Below are 16945 nucleotides of genomic sequence, written 5' to 3'. Positions count from 1 at the left end.
TTTGAAGTTTTATCCCGGGAGTAATGATGGATCTCGCTGGTAAAAAAATTGTTCTCGGCCTTACCGGAGGCATTGCCTGCTACAAAGCGGCGGAATTCACGCGTGCATTGATCAAAGCAGGTGCATCGGTACAGGTCGTCATGACACAGGGTGCGCTCCAATTTATCACCCCGATTACGATGCAAGGCTTATCGGGACAGCCAGTGTTTACTGATCAATGGGACGCACGTATCGGCAATAACATGCCGCATATTGATCTGACGCGGGACGCCGATGCGATCGTGATTGCACCTTGCTCGACTGATTTCATGGCTAAACTAGCCCACGGCGTCTGCGATGACCTATTATCGACGTTGTGTGTGGCGCGACAAGCACGACTACCGCTATTGATTGCGCCCGCCATGAACGTGGAAATGTGGCAAAACCCCGCTACGCAACGCAACGCAAAACAATTGTTAGCAGACGGCATTCAATTGCTTGGCCCTGCCGCGGGAGATCAGGCTTGCGGTGAAGTCGGCCTGGGTCGCATGCTGGAGGTTGACCAGCTTTTGGCAGAAGTCATTTCATCCTTTCAGCCCAAAATACTCAAAGGTAAACGCTTGCTGCTGACTGCTGGCCCCACCTTTGAAGCAATTGATCCGGTGCGCGGCATAACCAATCTTTCGTCCGGAAAAATGGGCTACGCGATTGCCCGCGCCGCACGTGAAGCTGGTGCTGAAGTCACCCTCATATCAGGACCAACTGCTCTGCCGATTCCATATGGCGTGCGCTGCCTTAATGTTCTTAGCGCCCAGCAAATGCATGATGCTGTGTTATCGCATGTGACAGGCCAGAATATTTTTGTGGCTGTCGCAGCGGTCGCGGATTGGTACGTCGCCAATGCGAGTGATCAAAAACTGAAGAAGAATGCGGAGGGTAGCACGCCCGAATTGGTATTTGCCCAAAATCCCGACATACTGGCGGCGGTTGCCGCTCTGCCCTTGCCGCAACGACCTTACTGTGTCGGCTTTGCGGCAGAATCCGAAAACCTGCTCGAATATGCCGAAGCAAAACGTCAACGGAAAAATGTGCCGCTACTGGTTGGCAATATCGGTCACGATACATTTGGAAAAGACGAGAACCAACTTGTCCTATTCGACGTCAAAGGTCATAGCAGTTTTCCGCGTGCGAATAAACTGCAACTTGCGCGTCAGCTCATTGCCGAAATTGCCGTACGTATCAACGTCGGCATCGTTTGATCTATCGTCAAATGCCATCGTAAGACGTGGACCGAAAGGGAAGTTAAGCGGCCATGGCGGTGACACAATCGCCACATTGCAGACGCTCGATAACCGCTTTATTACGCTTAGTTGCCGCATTGGCCGATTACTTGACTCACCTTTTTCAAAAAATTAGCTAAATAATTTATTATATGAAAACAATCGACGTAAAAATTCTTGATCCACGTATGCAGGATCAGCTACCCAAATATGCCACCGAAGGAAGTGCCGGTCTTGATTTACGTGCTTGCCTTGATGCGCCAATCACGATTAAGCCGGGTGAAACACATTTAGTACCAACTGGTCTGGCCATACACATCGGCGATCCAGCGTACGCAGCGATGATCTTACCGCGCAGTGGACTGGGCCATAAACACGGCATCGTATTGGGCAACCTGGTCGGCTTGATCGATTCCGATTATCAAGGGCAACTGATGATATCAACCTGGAATCGCGGCGACACTGATTTCGTTCTTAATCCGATGGAACGTTTGGCACAACTCGTCATCGTACCGGTCCTCCGAGTCGATTTTAATATTGTTGCTGATTTCGACAGCAGTGAGCGTGGGACCGGCGGCTTCGGTAGCACAGGAAAACACTGATGGAAAAATCTATGAAGGCAACACCTCCGCAATGGTTAGCTTTAAGACGAACTGCAATAATGTTACCGCTTGTCTTGCTAGCCGCCTGTGCGACGCAAGAGCCGAATCAGCCCACTGCAGTCACAACACCAACCGCTCATAAAACTCAACCAACACTGCAGCCAATCAAGCCACCGGCTAATCCTCAGCAAGCAGAATTGCGCGTAATCGTCACTCAGCAGGATCGTTTGTATGCTGTTGCAGCGCCATTGTTGGTTAATAATGCCGATCTTTGCCGGAACAATGCCCGCAACCTACTCGGCTTTACCGCAAAAACAAAATTCTCTTATTCGAGTGAGTTTATCGAGGCGGCCCAAGTTTCTTTAGGCTTGTCCGATCAACTACAAGTTACCGGCGTATTGGCTGGCAGCGGTGCTGCACAAGCTGGTGTCAAGCCCGGCGACTTACTCTCGACTATCGAAGGCAAACCAGTCCCGCCAGGACCAAATGCTGAGAGACTGGCCGCGCTCATGTTAGGACCGCTGGTCAGCCGAAGCGCAACCATCAATTTGGGCATGATTCGGAATGGGCATAACGTTAACCTCAACGTGCCATTAACCCGGGCCTGCGCATTTGGTGTCGAACTGGGAAATACAGAGAACGTTAACAGCTATGCGGATGGACGCCGTCTGCTGATTACATCGGGAATGGTCAAATTTGCCCAAACCGACGATGAGCTGGCCTATGTCATCGCCCGCGAGATGGCCCATAATTCGCTCATGCACGTCGTGAGACAAAGAATGACAGCCACTATGAGCGGCATTATCGACAACTTGATACGCCTCCGTCCTGATACCAGTTCATTATCTGGTAGTGCGGGCGTCAAACCTTATACGCAGCAATTGGACGTCGCCGCCGACAAACTTGCACTCTACATGGTGGCACGCGCTGGATATAAGATTGATAATGCAGGGGTATTTTGGCAACGTCTGGCAAACCAATACCCAGCGAGTGCTCCAAACGGTCATACGGCGATACATCCAGCCACTTCAGCACGGCTAGATATGATCCGAAAAACTATTACAGAGATTGAAGCCAAGCAAGCGATTGGCGCTGCTTTGACGCCTTAATGGTCTGCGCGGCAGCGTATGCGTTTTTCTGTGCCCTGCCGCTACTACAAACAGTCTTTCATTAGACTCAAACAATGCTTCGTTTGATCCAAAAAAAGCCCGAATCACAGACGTGAATTCGGGCTTTTTATCGTACTTTACTGAGGTGATGACTGCACTATTTTATTCATGCAGCTCTTTTGGACCCACAATCAAAAACACAAAGAGGGACTGAATATATTCCCGCTCACAAGTTCATACTGAATGCCAAAACTTATTCCACTTCAACCGTCTCTTGCGGGGTCGCCGGCTTTGCTTGATTCTTCGCAGGAAAATCAAGCTTAATCTGTTCTTTATCGTCCAGATCAACCGTTACCCGACCACCGGACACCAACTTACCGAACAATAGCTCGTCAGCAAGTGCCTTTCGAATCATGTCCTGAATCAACCGGGACATTGGTCTCGCACCCATCAATGGGTCAAAACCTTTGCGTGCCAGGAACTTGCGTAAGTTCTCGGAAAAGACTGCTTCCACTTTCTTCTCGTGCAGTTGTTCTTCCAATTGCATCAAGAATTTATCTACTACACGCAGGATGACTTCTTCGTCCAGGGCACGGAAACTGATGATTGAATCGATACGGTTGCGGAACTCAGGCGTAAACATCCGCTTAATATCCACCATCTCATCACCGGCTTCTTTCTTCTCTGTGAAACCAATAGTCCGCTTTTGCAAACTCTCAGCACCCGCATTAGTGGTCATAATAATGATCACGTTACGGAAATCTGCCTTGCGTCCATTGTTATCAGTCAGCGTGCCATGATCCATTACCTGCAACAGAATATTGAAAATATCAGGATGTGCTTTTTCAATTTCATCAAGTAACAATACTGCATGCGGCTTTTTAGTAACAGCCTCAGTCAGCAAACCACCCTGATCGAACCCGACATAACCTGGTGGTGCACCGATCAAACGACTCACCGCATGGCGTTCCATGTATTCAGACATATCGAAACGAATCAATTCGATACCCATGATAAACGCGAGCTGCTTTGCCACTTCAGTCTTGCCAACACCGGTCGGACCCGAGAACAAGAAAGACCCGATCGGCCGGTCAGTTTTGCCTAGGCCAGCACGTGCCATTTTGATTGCCGAAGCCAGAGCATCAATTGCCGGGTCCTGACCAAACACCACGTTCCGCAAATCACGATCAATCGTCTTTAGCTTGCTACGATCATCCTGATTAACAGTTTGCGGTGGGATGCGGGCAATCTTGGAGATGATGTCTTCAATCTCGGTTTTACCAATTGTTTTCTTTTGCTTCGACTTTGGCAACACGCGTTGCGCAGCCCCGGCCTCATCAATGACATCAATCGCTTTATCTGGCAAATGACGATCATTGATAAATCGCGCTGCCAATTCAGCCGCCGTCGTCAACGCAATCGCGGAGTATTTCACGCCATGATGCTCTTCAAAGCGAGACTTCAAGCCACGTAAAATTTGTACGGTTTCTTCGACTGTCGGTTCATTGACATCGATTTTCTGGAAGCGACGTGATAACGCATGATCTTTTTCGAACACGCCCCGGAATTCAGTATACGTCGTCGCACCGATGCATTTTAGTTGGCCACTGGAAAGCGCTGGTTTCAATAAGTTGGACGCATCTAGTGTGCCACCGGAAGCTGAGCCCGCACCGATGATGGTATGAATCTCATCAATGAACAAAATGCCGTGTTCGCTGTCCTTCAACTGTTTCAGGACTGCCTTCAAACGTTGCTCGAAATCACCACGATATTTAGTGCCAGCCAACAAAGCGCCCATATCCAGTGAGTAGACGATTGCGTTGCTCAAAATTTCAGGAACATCACCTTGTGTGATCCTCCAGGCCAAACCTTCTGCGATCGCCGTCTTACCCACGCCGGCTTCACCGACCAGTAATGGATTATTTTTACGGCGACGACATAACGTTTGAATCACCCGCTCGACCTCAAACTCACGCCCGATCAATGGATCGATTTTGCCTTCCAGCGCCAGTTTATTCAGATTTTGCGTGAACTGATCCAAGGGGCTTTCTTTTTGCTGCCCTTCAGCCTGCACTTCTTCCACACTCTCAGGAGATTTTTGACCTTCACCGACCTGGTCTTTGCGAACACCGTGTGAAATAAAATTCACCACATCCAGACGCGTCACACCTTGTTGGTGTAAATAGTACACAGCATGCGAGTCTTTCTCGCCAAAGATTGCCACCAGCACGTTCGCGCCAGTGACTTCTTTCTTGCCGTTAGATGCCGACTGAACGTGCATAATCGCACGCTGAATGACGCGTTGAAAGCCGAGGGTTGGCTGTGTATCTACCTCCCCGGAACCAGGCACCGTTGGTGTGTTGTCGCCGATAAAAATCGTCAACGTCTTGCGCAGATCCTCAATATTGCCAGCACAAGCGCGCAATACTTCGGCAGCCGATGGATTATCCAGCAGTGCCAAAAGGAGATGCTCAACAGTGATGAACTCGTGTCGTGCTTGTCGAGCCTCAACAAACGCCATATGCAAACTTACTTCTAATTCCTGCGCAATCATGCTTCCTCCATCACGCATTGCAGGGGATGTCCTGCTTTTCGCGCGTGCGTTAATACTAATTCGACTTTTGTCGACGCGATATCTTTCGAAAATACCCCACACATACCTTTTCCCTCGCGATGCACCTTAAGCATAATCTGCGTCGCGGTCTCTCGATCTTTATTGAAATACTCCTGAATCACGGCCACTACAAATTCCATTGGCGTGAAATCATCATTCAACAAAAATACCTGGTACATAGGGGGCGGCTTGAGCTTTTGCTCCTGTCGCGTCGCTACCGTTCCGTCTTCGTGCTTGGTTGCCATGCGTCTATTCTAAAACGTTCATACAAATACGCAGCAAAACCGCTGCAAAGATAATGCTTTATAGTTTGAAATAAACGCGGAATTAAATCTACATTAATTTAATAGTACGCGCTTTCTTCTTGTAGTGCAGATGACGTTACAACGAAGGAATTCAAGAGCACGTTATCGAAGAAAAACATGCCGGATATCATCACATGCCGCTTCACAAAAAATAACTTGACTTATTTTTTTCTGAAAGAAAAATAGCACACAGTTAATAAGTATGTTTTCTTGTTAATAGAAGGGAGCAAGTTTTAGAGGAGGCCTAGAAAGGCATCTTGCTTTTACGGCTCGTTTGATTGGTCATTATTTGAAAGACGCTACTTTATGTCAACAGGTACAGTCAAGTGGTTCAACGACTCTAAAGGCTTCGGTTTTATCACTCCCGATGATGGTGGTGAAGATTTGTTCGCACACTTTTCCGCAATCCAAATGAACGGTTTTAAAACCCTCAAAGAAGGCCAAAAAGTACAGTTCGAAGTCACTCAAGGCCCAAAAGGCAAGCAAGCTTCTAATATTCAGGCACCTTAATTTATCAGTAAATTGCTTGTTGTAAAAAACCCGCGCTCGCGCGTTTTTTATACAAGGTCAAAAAAGAGCCAAAAACGACCACCAAAAAAAACCAGAACTAAGTTCTGGTTTTTTTAATATCGTGCCAAATTTAATACAATTACATGTTTTCAATCAACACATCACCAAAGCCTGAGCATGAAACTTGCGTTGCACCTTCCATCAAGCGGGCAAAATCATAAGTCACCTTTTTCGATGAAATCGATTTTTGCATAGAGGCGATGATTAAATCGGCAGCTTCGAGCCAGCCCATATGACGCAGCATCATTTCAGCCGACAAAATGAGTGAACCTGGGTTCACATAATCTTTGCCAGCATATTTTGGTGCAGTGCCGTGAGTAGCCTCAAACATCGCGACGGAATCAGACAAATTGGCGCCGGGCGCAATGCCGATACCACCAACTTGCGCTGCTAGTGCATCGGAAATGTAATCGCCATTCAAATTAAGCGTGGCAATAACACTGTACTCATTCGGACGTAACAGAATCTGTTGCAAAAATGCATCAGCTATCGAGTCTTTAACAATGATGTCGCGACCAGTCTTAGGATTTTTGAATTTTGCCCATGGACCACCATCGATCAACTCCGCACCGAATTCTTTTTGCGCTAATGCATACGCCCAGTCACGAAAACCGCCTTCAGTGAACTTCATGATATTACCTTTGTGAACAATGGTCACAGAAGGCTTGTCATTATCGATCGCGTATTGAATCGCCTTACGTACCAGACGCTCAGTACCTTCGCGCGATACCGGCTTAATGCCAATGCCCGATGTATTCGGGAAGCGAATCTTCTTAACGCCCATCTCATTGATGAGAAAATTGATCAATTTTTTGGCATCTTCGCTGCCCTCTTGCCACTCAATACCTGCGTAAATGTCCTCCGAATTCTCACGGAAAATCACCATATCTGTTTTTTCTGGCTCACGAACTGGCGATGGAACACCCTGGAAATAACGCACGGGACGAAGGCAGACATACAAATCCAGTTCTTGACGCAAAGCGACGTTCAGCGAACGAATACCGCCGCCAACCGGCGTCGTCAAAGGACCTTTAATAGAGACGACATAATCTTTGATAGCCGCTAGCGTTTCGGCTGGCAACCAAACGTCAGGACCATAAACGTTCGTCGATTTCTCACCAGCATAGACCTCCATCCAACTGATCTTGCGCCTACCAGCGTAGGCTTTGGCAACTGCTGCATCCACCACTTTAATCATGACCGGACTAATATCGACGCCGGTTCCATCACCTTCGATAAAAGGAATGATTGGGTTATCCGGGACATTCAGCGAATAGTCAGCGTTGACGCTGATTTTTTTGCCTTCAGCTGGCACTTTAATATGTTGGGACATGCAATATCTCCAAAGATGAAGCGAGAGGGTGGAGCCAAGGTTTTACCCTTCTATTTCGGCCCATTCTATATTTGGTATTGTATTCGGCATTACATCGAGTCTTATATAAGACATAAGACAGCGATTTATATTATGCACTAGTATTTTACTAGACGCTATGTTTTTGAGACACTACGGTATGCCTCTTATTCTATTCAATAAACCCTTTCAGGTGATGTGCCAGTTTTCATCGCACCCAACGCGTGAAACTCTCGCCGACTATCTTACTATCCCAAACATCTACCCTGCCGGAAGGCTTGATGCTGATAGTGAGGGGTTACTACTATTAACCAACGATGGAAAGCTGCAACATCACATCAGCCATCCCGCGTTTAAACAGCCAAAAACCTATTTGGCTCAAGTTGAAGGCTTGCCCGATAACGGAAAGCTGGCTCGCCTGCGCAATGGACTTGATCTTGGTGACTTTATGACCCAACCCTGTGAAGTTCGTCAAATCATCCCGCCAGAATGGCTTTGGCCCCGCGTTCCCGCTATCCGCGAACGCTTGGATAAACCGACTAGTTGGCTAGCACTCACCATCACCGAAGGAAAAAATCGACAGGTGCGGCGCATGACCGCTGCGGTCGACTTGCCTACTCTTCGTTTGATCAGAGTCGCCATTGGAAAAATTACATTAGAGAGCCACCCGCTTTGGCCTGGAGAGTTCCGTGCAATCGATCCATCTGAGCTAACAAGTCGGCAAGCAATCTGAAGGGATTGCTTACATTTCTAAAGATCAACTAACACGACATCTGCCGCTACTTAAAATATTATTTTATTTTTTTTAAAAAAAGCGTCAACCATAAGTTCAGCACACCGTTAATTGCAGTGATTCAAATGAATCATCTATGCACTTACATGATTAATAATCAAAAGGATTCTAAAATGTCTAAACTGATCGCTGTTTTGGTAGCTGGCCTTTTCGCAACTTCTGTTTTCGCTGCTGATGCTGCCGCTCCTGCTGCTACTCCAGCCGCCGCTGCTCCGGCTACTTCAGCTCCGGCTGCGAAAAAAGCAACTAAAAAAGCACACAAAAAAGTAGCTAAGAAAGCTAAAGCTGATGCGGCTCCTGCCGCTGATGCTCCTGCTAAGTAATCCAGGCGTCAGTTTCAAAAAAAGACAGGCATTGCCTGTCTTTTTTTATGTCCGATCAGTTTTCAATCTGAGGTAGAGCTTCTGCCTTTGCATCAGAGCGTGACCACATAGCGCGTTGCCGACCCGCGATAACCCTCTGTATAATCCGGTAAAACATAAAAGGACTTTACCAACATGAGAAGATATCGCCCATCGACTGCTGTTATGGCGCTTGCACTCTTAGGCAGCACCATCGGCGTCATCTCTGCAGCAACAGCGCAAGGAACGCAACAATTTCCAGTCGTCTCACTGAATGCCGGAATCCATGTGATCAAGGCTGAGGTGGCTACGACAGAAGCCCAGCGTGAGCAGGGCCTGATGTTTCGCAAACAGTTAGCTTCCAACGCGGGTATGGTCTTTTTATTTGATGCGCCTGCGGGCGTTTGTATGTGGATGAAGAACACGCTAATTCCGTTATCAGTGGCCTTTTTGGACCAAAACGGTGTCATCATCAATATCGAAGAAATGAAAGCCCAGACCCTCGATTCCCATTGTGCTGAGAAAGCTGCGCTATATGCATTGGAGATGAATCCAGGTTGGTTTAAGCAGAAGAATCTAAAACCAGGCACCGCCATTAGCGGTTTACCGCGCGCACAATAAGCTTCCGCATCTTCTAAAATTCAATATCTTTGGCGATGATTTTACCTCCCAAGGGAGGTAATGTTGATTGGTCTGCTGATGAGTCCCCCCAAAAATGGAATGACTAGCATGACGTTACGCTGAGACGCACCCGATATCCAACGGAAAAAGGTCAACACTCAGGCTGAAGTTAAGGAGCGGCCTGTTTTGGCAAAATAAAAAATGACTATAACGGACAAAATAAAAAACAAAAAAAACCTTGCGTAACCAAAGGCTATGCAAGGATTTTTTAAATCAGTACTCAAATAAGAACTTCGACCGACCTAGTCGGCAAAATACATATTACGCTGACAGTGCTTTCAGAGCTGCGTTTAGACGGCTCTTATGACGTGCAGCTTTGTTCTTATGAATGATTTTCTTGTCTGCAATTCGGTCGATAGTTGACACAGATTTTTGCAGAACCAGAGTTGCAGCTTCTTTATCGCCACCGGCGATTGCTTTGCGAGCAGCTTTGATTGCTGTGCGTAGAGTCGAACGCTGACTAGAATTGTGCAGGTTTTGAGCGACTGCTTGACGAGCACGCTTACGTGCTTGTGCGGTATTTGCCATTTATATATCCTAAAACGAGGTCGGGAATGCTTACGCGGCAAAACTAACCAGACCGCGACGCAGAATTCTGTAAAGCCACGGATTATAACTACTTTCTCACCAATAAGCAAACCAATATCACTCCTGCCTTAATATTCATTCCTTCAGTAAGATTTTTATCTGGGACCAAGACGAATTAGTGACTTCATCATTTTAATGGCGTCTAAGGCATTTTTCAGTCTGATGTGAAGCATAAAGTTTCAATATGAGAACCTACTCGACTGAAAGAGCTTGTTACAAAGCTGTGAACAGGCAACATGAGCGGCTATAATGCCGCTCCATGAACTTGCATAAAACGCTTGCCACCGTCTCTGGCATGACGATGTTGTCGCGTATAGCGGGACTGATTCGTGAAATCTTATTTGCGTCTACGTTTGGCGCTTCAGCTTTCACCGACGCCTTCAACATCGCCTTTCGTATACCCAATTTATTGCGCCGTCTGTTCGCGGAAGGCGCATTTTCACAAGCTTTCGTTCCGATTCTTGGAGAATACAAGAATAAGAAAGGTCAAGAAGCAACCAAGCATTTAGTCGACCATGTATCAGTGGTGATGACATGGGTCATGATTCTTACCTGCATCGTCGGTATCCTTGCATCACCATTGCTGATTTATTTTATGGCAACTGGGCTCAAAAATGATGCGGTTGCGTTTAATGCATCGGTTGTAATGACGCGCATCATGTTTCCTTACATCGGTTTTATGTCGTTTGTAGCGTTAGCCGGCGGAATTTTGAACACGTGGCATGAATTCAAGATTCCGGCGCTTACTTCGGTGCTATTGAATCTCGCATTTATCGTCGCTTCACTTTTTGTCGCACCTCATATGGCTCAGCCGATCTACGCGATGGCTTTTGCGGTATTGGTCGGAGGCATTTTGCAAGTCGCGATTCAGATCCCTGCGCTGCGCAAAATAGGGATGATGCCGCGTATGATGGGAAACCCCTTTATCGGACTGCGCGATAGCGGTGTAAGGCGCGTACTCAAAAAAATGGGACCTGCGGTATTTGCAGTCTCCGCAGCGCAGATCAGCCTGATGATCAATACAAATATCGCGTCGCGCCTGGAGCACGGAAGTGTCTCCTGGTTATCATACGGTGATCGCTTGATGGAGTTTCCAACTGCGTTACTGGGCGTCGCCCTCGGCACTATTCTGCTGCCAAGCCTTTCCAAAGCGAATGCCAACGCAGACCATCGCGAATACTCCTCACTATTAGATTGGGGATTACGACTGACCTTTTTACTGGCGCTTCCTTCCGCGGTTGGGCTTGCGACGCTGTCGGTTCCCCTCACAGCAACTCTATTCCATCACGGAAAATTCGACGCCATTTCGGTCGCGATGACGAGTCGGATACTCATTGCGTATGGCGTCGGTCTGATAGGTTTAATTGTCGTAAAGATTTTGGCGCCAGGATTTTATGCCAAACAAGATATCAAAACACCGGTCAAAATTGCCTTCGCGGTGCTAATCACCACGCAGCTACTTAATTCTTTATTTGTCCCGATTTTTGCAGTAGCAGGATTGGCGTTATCAATCAGTTTTGGTGCCTGCATGAACGCAGGACTTTTGCTGTGGAGTCTGTTACGGCGTGGTATCTACAAACCGGAAAAAGGCTGGATGCTATATTTTATCCGCTTGGTGGGCGCTCTTTGCCTGATGGCTGCAGTCGCACTATGGACCGCAGAGCGCTTTGACTGGATTGGACTACATACCAGTTCGATCGCTCGCGTCGGTGCGCTGATGGCCGTTCTTGTGGCTTGTGGGATCACCTACTTTGGGGCACTTCTTGCAATGGGGTTTCGATTTCAAGATTTCAAACGTTCCTCGCACTAATCGATAAGCTGAGCTACATTAGATATTATTTGGTAGCATACTTAACATGATCTCTTCTCTAAATTACTTTACGACCCTGGTGCAAGAGGCCAATAGCGTGCCGCTATTTGAAGCGGCACTTGCCATTGCGCAAGACCCCTATCCAGCATTGGATCTAAATGCTCCACAGATTGCTGTGGATAAATTCGCCAATACATTGAAGCAACGCATTCACGCAGATGCTTCACAGATTAAAAAGTTACAGTTATTAAATAATTTCTTTTTTCGAGAGTTAGGGTTCGCAGGTAATGTTAATAATTATTACGACCCTGATAATAGCTATCTGCAATGCGTCATTAATTCGCGGCGCGGTATTCCTATTTCGCTGGCGATCATTTATATGGAATTGGCGCAACAGGTGGGATTACCAATACACGGAATTTCATTCCCCGGCCATTTCTTGATGAAACTGACTGTGTCCTCGGGTGATATTGTGATAGACCCCTTAAATGGGTCAAGTCTATCGCATGTAGAACTCGAAGAAAGACTGGAGCCCTATTTACGGACTTCGCCGTCTCAGGGCAAAGAAAAGAAAATATCGCTACAACCTTATTTGCAAAACGCCCATCCTCACGAAATTTTAGGTCGTCTGTTACGCAACCTTAAAATAATATTCACACAAGGACAACATTGGGAGCCCTTACTGAAACTGCAGCAACGCTTGCTGATACTACAGCCCAATGATCCCATTGAGTTGCGTGATCGCGGCGCGGCTTACGCACACTTGGATTGTCCGCAAGCAGCTTTAGACGATATTGAAAATTATCTGACCCAACGACCACATGCACAAGATGCTGATGCATTGCGCGCGCAAGCACGTGAACTGCGAAAAGCGTGCAAAAAACTGAATTAATAACGAAAGCAAACATACAATCGACAGCGTTATACCTGAATTGTCGTCGTTCAAATATACTGGCTGTCGACCTATTTTTCATGTCTTTTCGTCGTAACAATTAACGGCCTTGGCAGTTAACCTTTGTTGCGGGCTTCAATCAATTCCCATTTTTCCAACGCTTCGAGCAACAAACTATCTAGTTCGGTAAAGCGCAGGTTCAAGCGCTTCACTTCATCCGGCTTTTTAACATACAACTCAGGATCAGCCAATTGCGCGGTAATCGCCTTTTGCTCTGCTTCCAATTTCGCAATAAGTACCGGCAACTCATCCAGTTCACGTTGCTCTTTATAGCTGAGCTTTTTTTGCTTTGCCGCTGGAGCTTGTATAACTTCTGCCTTAGTTTCGGCTTTGACTTTAGCCGCCAATGCTGCAGGACTTGGACGCACGCGCTCCCAATCGCTATAGCCACCGACATATTCACGCCACAAACCGTCGCCTTCTGCCGCGATAACCTGCGTCACGACATTGTCGAGGAAGGTACGGTCATGACTGACCAGAAACACAGTGCCCTTATAATCTTCCAGCAACTCTTCCAACAACTCGAGCGTATCAATATCCAGATCGTTGGTCGGCTCATCCAATACCAACACATTGGCTGGTTTTGCAAAAAGGCGCGCTAGCAATAGTCGGTTACGCTCACCACCGGACAATGATTTAACGGGAGACCGAGCGCGTTCTGGCGCAAACAAAAAATCGTTCAGATATGTCATTACATGCTTACGCTGACCGTTAATCTCGACCCAGTCGCTACCCGGTGCTATCGTGTCTGCCAAGCTTGCTTCGTCATCCAATTGCGCCCGCATTTGATCAAAATAGGCAACCTGTAACTTGGTTCCCTGTTTGACAGTGCCGCTATCTGGTTGATCTTCGCCCAAAATCAACTTCAGCAACGTGGTTTTTCCCGCGCCGTTATGCCCGATCAAACCGACTTTGTCGCCACGTAAAATAGTTGCAGTGAAATCGCGAACGATGACCTTGTCACCAAAGGCGCGATTAACATCCGTCAACTCAGCGACAATCTTGCCTGAACGCTCGCCTGCTGACACATCGAGCTTGACCTGCCCTTGCTGGTCGCGCCGCGCTGTGCGATCCAGACGCAACGATTCTAAACGTCGCACACGGCCTTCGTCACGGGTACGGCGTGCCTGTACACCTTTGCGAATCCAAATTTCTTCTTGTGCCAGAAATTTGTCGAACTTGGCATTTTCAACTTCTTCAATTTCGAGTTGCTCAGCTTTACGCACCTGATACGCAGTAAAGTTACCGGGGAACGACAAAATACGACCGCGATCAAGTTCAACGATACGTGTCGCTACATTGTCCAGGAAACTACGATCATGGGTAATGAACAGGACGCTACCTTTATAGTCGCGCAATAATCCTTCCAGCCACATGATCGAGCTAAAATCAAGATGGTTGGTTGGCTCATCGAGAAGCAAAACGTCGGGGGCACTGACCAACGCGCAAGCGAGAGCGACACGCTTCTGCATCCCACCTGACAACGTACCCATCAAGGAGTCTTTGTTCAGGTTAAGGCGATCAAGCGTGGTTTCGACCTTATTTGTCAGACTCCATGCGTCTGCTGCATCAAGCTTGCTCTGGATTACGTGCATGCGCTCCATGATGGCGTCGTCATCGTCCCCTCCAAATTGCCCTGTCAATGCGTCATACTCATTCAATAACGCCTGCATCTCGCCCATGCCGGATGCTACAGCATCAAACACTGACATTTCAGGAACAAAATGCGGCTCTTGATCAACATAAGCGATCTTTATCCCTTGCTGCATCACCATCAAACCATCATCCAGTTTGGAAACGCCAGCAATAGTTTTTAACAAAGAGGATTTTCCAGTCCCGTTACGACCGATCAAACCGACTCGCTCTCCCGAATCCAGGGAAAATTCAGCGCGATCCAATAGCGCAACGTGACCGAACGCAAGTTGTGCGTTGGTAATAGAAATGACTGCCATAGTAGAAAACCAGAAAAAGAGAGTCTGCGAAAATCACCACGCAGCCAATTAAATGAATGAATTGCGCATTGTACCGATAGGTGGCGATATCTCGCTATAAGTTACGCGCTTTATAGCTTGTTGTTGCATTTTATGAGTAATCGCCGCACTAAGTTGGCTCGGGTTGGATCGTTGTGTAATTTATAGCCAAAAAACCATACAGCTCACTAAGGGCATCGGCTTGAATTCGATGACCTGTCACACGCATCCAAAAAATTGGAATTTAATGAGCGGCCCATTGGCAGCAGCACCGTGTTTATTCGAATATGCTCGCTCAACATGACTTTGCCACACGCCCCTTTTAAAAAATTTGCAATTTAAGCAATGTGCGTATCGGAATTACCTTGTAGTACCTCATCAATAGCAAACTGAAACACGGTATTGTGGATACCAAATTCAATTCAAAATAGCGCTATTAACCTGAAATATGCGACCGTAATCTCGCAGTATGGTATCGCCTACAGGAATCGAACCTGTATCTATCCCTTAGGAGGGGATTGCATTATCCGTTATGCGAAGGCGACACTCGCGGCAGAATTATACCGTCTTCTTTGTATGAATTGCCTATCTAAGACGATCCATGTCACATCAGATAACAGACTGCGCCAATTTTTTAGTAATTAGAAAGAAAGGCGAATAATAAAAAAACGCATGAAGAAAATTATTCTGTCTTCCATGCGGTAGTTACACTGGAGCCACAGATTGTAGTAAATTACCGCAAGCGGTTTTGCATCATCCTATTATTCATCGGGTCCAGCACTATAAGCGCTTTCCTCAGAGGGTAAAAAAGGAATCAGAAGATAATTAAGTTACGCATGTCAGGACTAAAATAAAAGCGATTCAAGTGGTGTTCTGACATATGCATATCGCCGATTCCTATTTCAGATAGGGATTATTCAGCCCCAAGCGTTTGATTACAAACGAAATTTGTCATAATTCCATCAGCCAAAGAGCCCTTAACCGGTGCGGCAAACTTACTATTTTTCAACGCTTCTGAATGATCGCGTTTGTCGCCCTTGGCATCATTTTCCACAAACAAAATTTCTCGCGCTAATCGCGTGGTCTTCGCAGCGCAATTATATTCTGTCAAATCCTGGTACGACTTAAAAGTCGGAAACGTAGGATCTCCCTCATTCTTACGCGCCTCTCGAAAGTTCCACATCGACCATACTTGTCGTATGCCGTTTGTTTCTTTAATAGAATCCTTATCTAACTGGAGGCTGGATACATCACTTTGACCAACAACTTGCCAATCAGCAGCTTGCGCGCCAATACAAACCATTGTTAACCCGAGAATAAGTGCGATTTTTTTCATGTGTAATTTCCTTGAGTTATTAACTGTAATAGGACCCATACAGCCTATCTTAATTCATTCGTTGCACAGCTAATTTTACAAAAAAACACATGTTCCGATAACATTAAATAATCTTTTAAGGGACCGGTGATGCGAAGGTAGCCCGATAAAAAAGTGGCGCAGACAAGCTTAATCAGTGGGACACCCGCGATCAATATAAAATTATGGGTGATTTCAAGGTCTCTTATTATCATCACTTACCTGAAGTACGGTTAGTAATCCCACATTTTTATTGTAAATATCATATTTTTTCGGATTTACATGACTATTCGAACTGTACCCATTGCTGCCGATTATCCTGCGTCGGTAGCAACGGAAGAGAAGTAGCGGAAATACGCTGATCAACGTCAAAAAAAAGAGCGTTAAGACAACAAAGAGGAGGTAATCGACTAGCGGCGTCTCTTGGTCGGGCACGGCGTCCGGAAATTTCAAGATTAAACGTTGAGAGGGTGTTGGGTGTTGGGTGTTGGGTGTTGGGTGTTGGGTGTTGGGTGTTGTCATTGCATAAATCGTTTCTGCAAAGCAAAAACCCTCCCCGATTACTCGGGGAGGGTTTTCTAATAAGAGCCTGACGATGACCTACTTTCACACTGGTTGCAGCACTATCATCGGCGCAAAGTCGTTT

Annotated in this window: 16 protein-coding genes and 1 tRNA gene; 9 read left to right on the top strand and 8 right to left on the bottom strand. The window is 46.8% G+C overall.

The features are described from left to right. The first annotated feature begins 26 nt into the window (after positions 1–26). The 3 genes from coaBC to QN379_RS14400 all read left to right on the top strand — a co-directional run bounded on the left by coaBC (position 27) and on the right by QN379_RS14400 (position 2970). Entirely contained in the window at positions 27–1238 is a 1212-nt protein-coding gene (coaBC, locus tag QN379_RS14410) for a bifunctional phosphopantothenoylcysteine decarboxylase/phosphopantothenate--cysteine ligase CoaBC (RefSeq protein WP_322240525.1), read from the top strand. Between the two features lie 173 nt (positions 1239–1411). Continuing rightward, complete coding sequence (gene dut, locus QN379_RS14405; RefSeq protein ID WP_322236989.1) at positions 1412–1861, top strand: dUTP diphosphatase; 450 nt, start codon at positions 1412–1414, stop codon at positions 1859–1861. Continuing rightward, a complete protein-coding gene (locus QN379_RS14400; RefSeq protein ID WP_322236987.1) occupies positions 1861–2970 on the top strand; it encodes a M48 family metalloprotease in 1110 nt (369 codons plus the stop codon). Before dut ends, QN379_RS14400 begins: the two co-directional genes overlap by 1 nt. 253 nt (positions 2971–3223) lie before the next feature. On the opposite strand, the gene clpA is transcribed toward QN379_RS14400, so the two are convergent. Together clpA and clpS are read right to left on the bottom strand one after the other, a co-directional pair. Continuing rightward, a complete protein-coding gene (clpA, locus tag QN379_RS14395) occupies positions 3224–5524 on the bottom strand; it encodes an ATP-dependent Clp protease ATP-binding subunit ClpA (protein WP_322236985.1) in 2301 nt (766 codons plus the stop codon). Continuing rightward, the gene (gene clpS / locus QN379_RS14390) at positions 5521–5829 is read right to left on the bottom strand and encodes an ATP-dependent Clp protease adapter ClpS (RefSeq protein WP_322236983.1); all 309 of its coding nucleotides are present in this window, start codon (positions 5827–5829) and stop codon (positions 5521–5523) included. Before clpS ends, clpA begins: the two co-directional genes overlap by 4 nt. 366 nt (positions 5830–6195) lie before the next feature. On the opposite strand from clpS, the gene QN379_RS14385 reads away from it, so the two are divergent. Then, the gene (locus QN379_RS14385) at positions 6196–6399 is read left to right on the top strand and encodes a cold-shock protein (RefSeq protein WP_322210815.1); all 204 of its coding nucleotides are present in this window, start codon (positions 6196–6198) and stop codon (positions 6397–6399) included. A 139-nt stretch (positions 6400–6538) separates the two neighbouring features. Here QN379_RS14385 and icd read toward each other — a convergent pair whose 3' ends face one another. Continuing rightward, positions 6539–7792, bottom strand: a complete 1254-nt coding sequence (icd, locus tag QN379_RS14380) for an NADP-dependent isocitrate dehydrogenase (protein WP_322236981.1) — start codon at positions 7790–7792, stop codon at positions 6539–6541. Between the two features lie 178 nt (positions 7793–7970). Between icd and QN379_RS14375 the strand changes: the two genes are divergently transcribed. The 3 genes from QN379_RS14375 (at position 7971) to QN379_RS14365 (ending at position 9565) form a co-directional block, all read left to right on the top strand. Further along, entirely contained in the window at positions 7971–8543 is a 573-nt protein-coding gene (locus tag QN379_RS14375) for a pseudouridine synthase (protein ID WP_323506941.1), read from the top strand. 146 nt (positions 8544–8689) lie between these two features. After that, on the top strand, positions 8690–8926 hold the full coding sequence (locus tag QN379_RS14370) for a hypothetical protein (RefSeq protein WP_416186816.1): 237 nt from the start codon (positions 8690–8692) through the stop codon (positions 8924–8926). Between the two features lie 174 nt (positions 8927–9100). Further along, positions 9101–9565: a DUF192 domain-containing protein gene (locus tag QN379_RS14365; RefSeq protein ID WP_322236977.1), complete on the top strand. Its 465-nt coding sequence runs from the start codon at positions 9101–9103 to the stop codon at positions 9563–9565. Between the two features lie 321 nt (positions 9566–9886). On the opposite strand, the gene rpsT is transcribed toward QN379_RS14365, so the two are convergent. Continuing rightward, positions 9887–10153 (bottom strand): 30S ribosomal protein S20, encoded by a 267-nt coding sequence (gene rpsT / locus QN379_RS14360; protein ID WP_322236975.1) that lies wholly within the window; start codon positions 10151–10153, stop codon positions 9887–9889. Between the two features lie 319 nt (positions 10154–10472). Between rpsT and murJ the strand changes: the two genes are divergently transcribed. Together murJ and QN379_RS14350 are read left to right on the top strand one after the other, a co-directional pair. Continuing rightward, positions 10473–12023 carry a murein biosynthesis integral membrane protein MurJ gene (gene murJ, locus QN379_RS14355; protein WP_323506940.1) on the top strand — a complete coding sequence of 517 codons (1551 nt, stop codon included), beginning with the start codon at positions 10473–10475 and terminating at the stop codon, positions 12021–12023. 46 nt (positions 12024–12069) lie between these two features. After that, positions 12070–12915 carry a SirB1 family protein gene (locus tag QN379_RS14350; RefSeq protein ID WP_323506939.1) on the top strand — a complete coding sequence of 282 codons (846 nt, stop codon included), beginning with the start codon at positions 12070–12072 and terminating at the stop codon, positions 12913–12915. A gap of 116 nt (positions 12916–13031) precedes the next feature. On the opposite strand, the gene QN379_RS14345 is transcribed toward QN379_RS14350, so the two are convergent. The 4 genes from QN379_RS14345 to QN379_RS14330 all read right to left on the bottom strand — a co-directional run. Beyond that, positions 13032–14927 carry an ATP-binding cassette domain-containing protein gene (locus tag QN379_RS14345; RefSeq protein ID WP_323506938.1) on the bottom strand — a complete coding sequence of 632 codons (1896 nt, stop codon included), beginning with the start codon at positions 14925–14927 and terminating at the stop codon, positions 13032–13034. Positions 14928–15415: 488 nt separating this feature from the next. Further along, positions 15416–15490: transfer RNA gene (locus tag QN379_RS14340), tRNA-Arg, on the bottom strand. Between the two features lie 368 nt (positions 15491–15858). After that, on the bottom strand, positions 15859–16281 hold the full coding sequence (locus QN379_RS14335; protein WP_323506937.1) for a surface-adhesin E family protein: 423 nt from the start codon (positions 16279–16281) through the stop codon (positions 15859–15861). Between the two features lie 304 nt (positions 16282–16585). Further along, positions 16586–16945, bottom strand: a 360-nt coding sequence (locus QN379_RS14330) for a hypothetical protein (RefSeq protein ID WP_323506936.1), incomplete at its 5' end; no start/stop codon positions are given.

The sequence above is a fragment of the Glaciimonas sp. Gout2 genome (assembly GCF_035018905.1).
Classification (GTDB): Bacteria; Pseudomonadota; Gammaproteobacteria; order Burkholderiales; family Burkholderiaceae_D; genus Glaciimonas.
The sequence above is the reverse complement of the archived record's forward strand: the minus strand, read 5'-3'. Positions and strand labels throughout refer to the sequence as shown.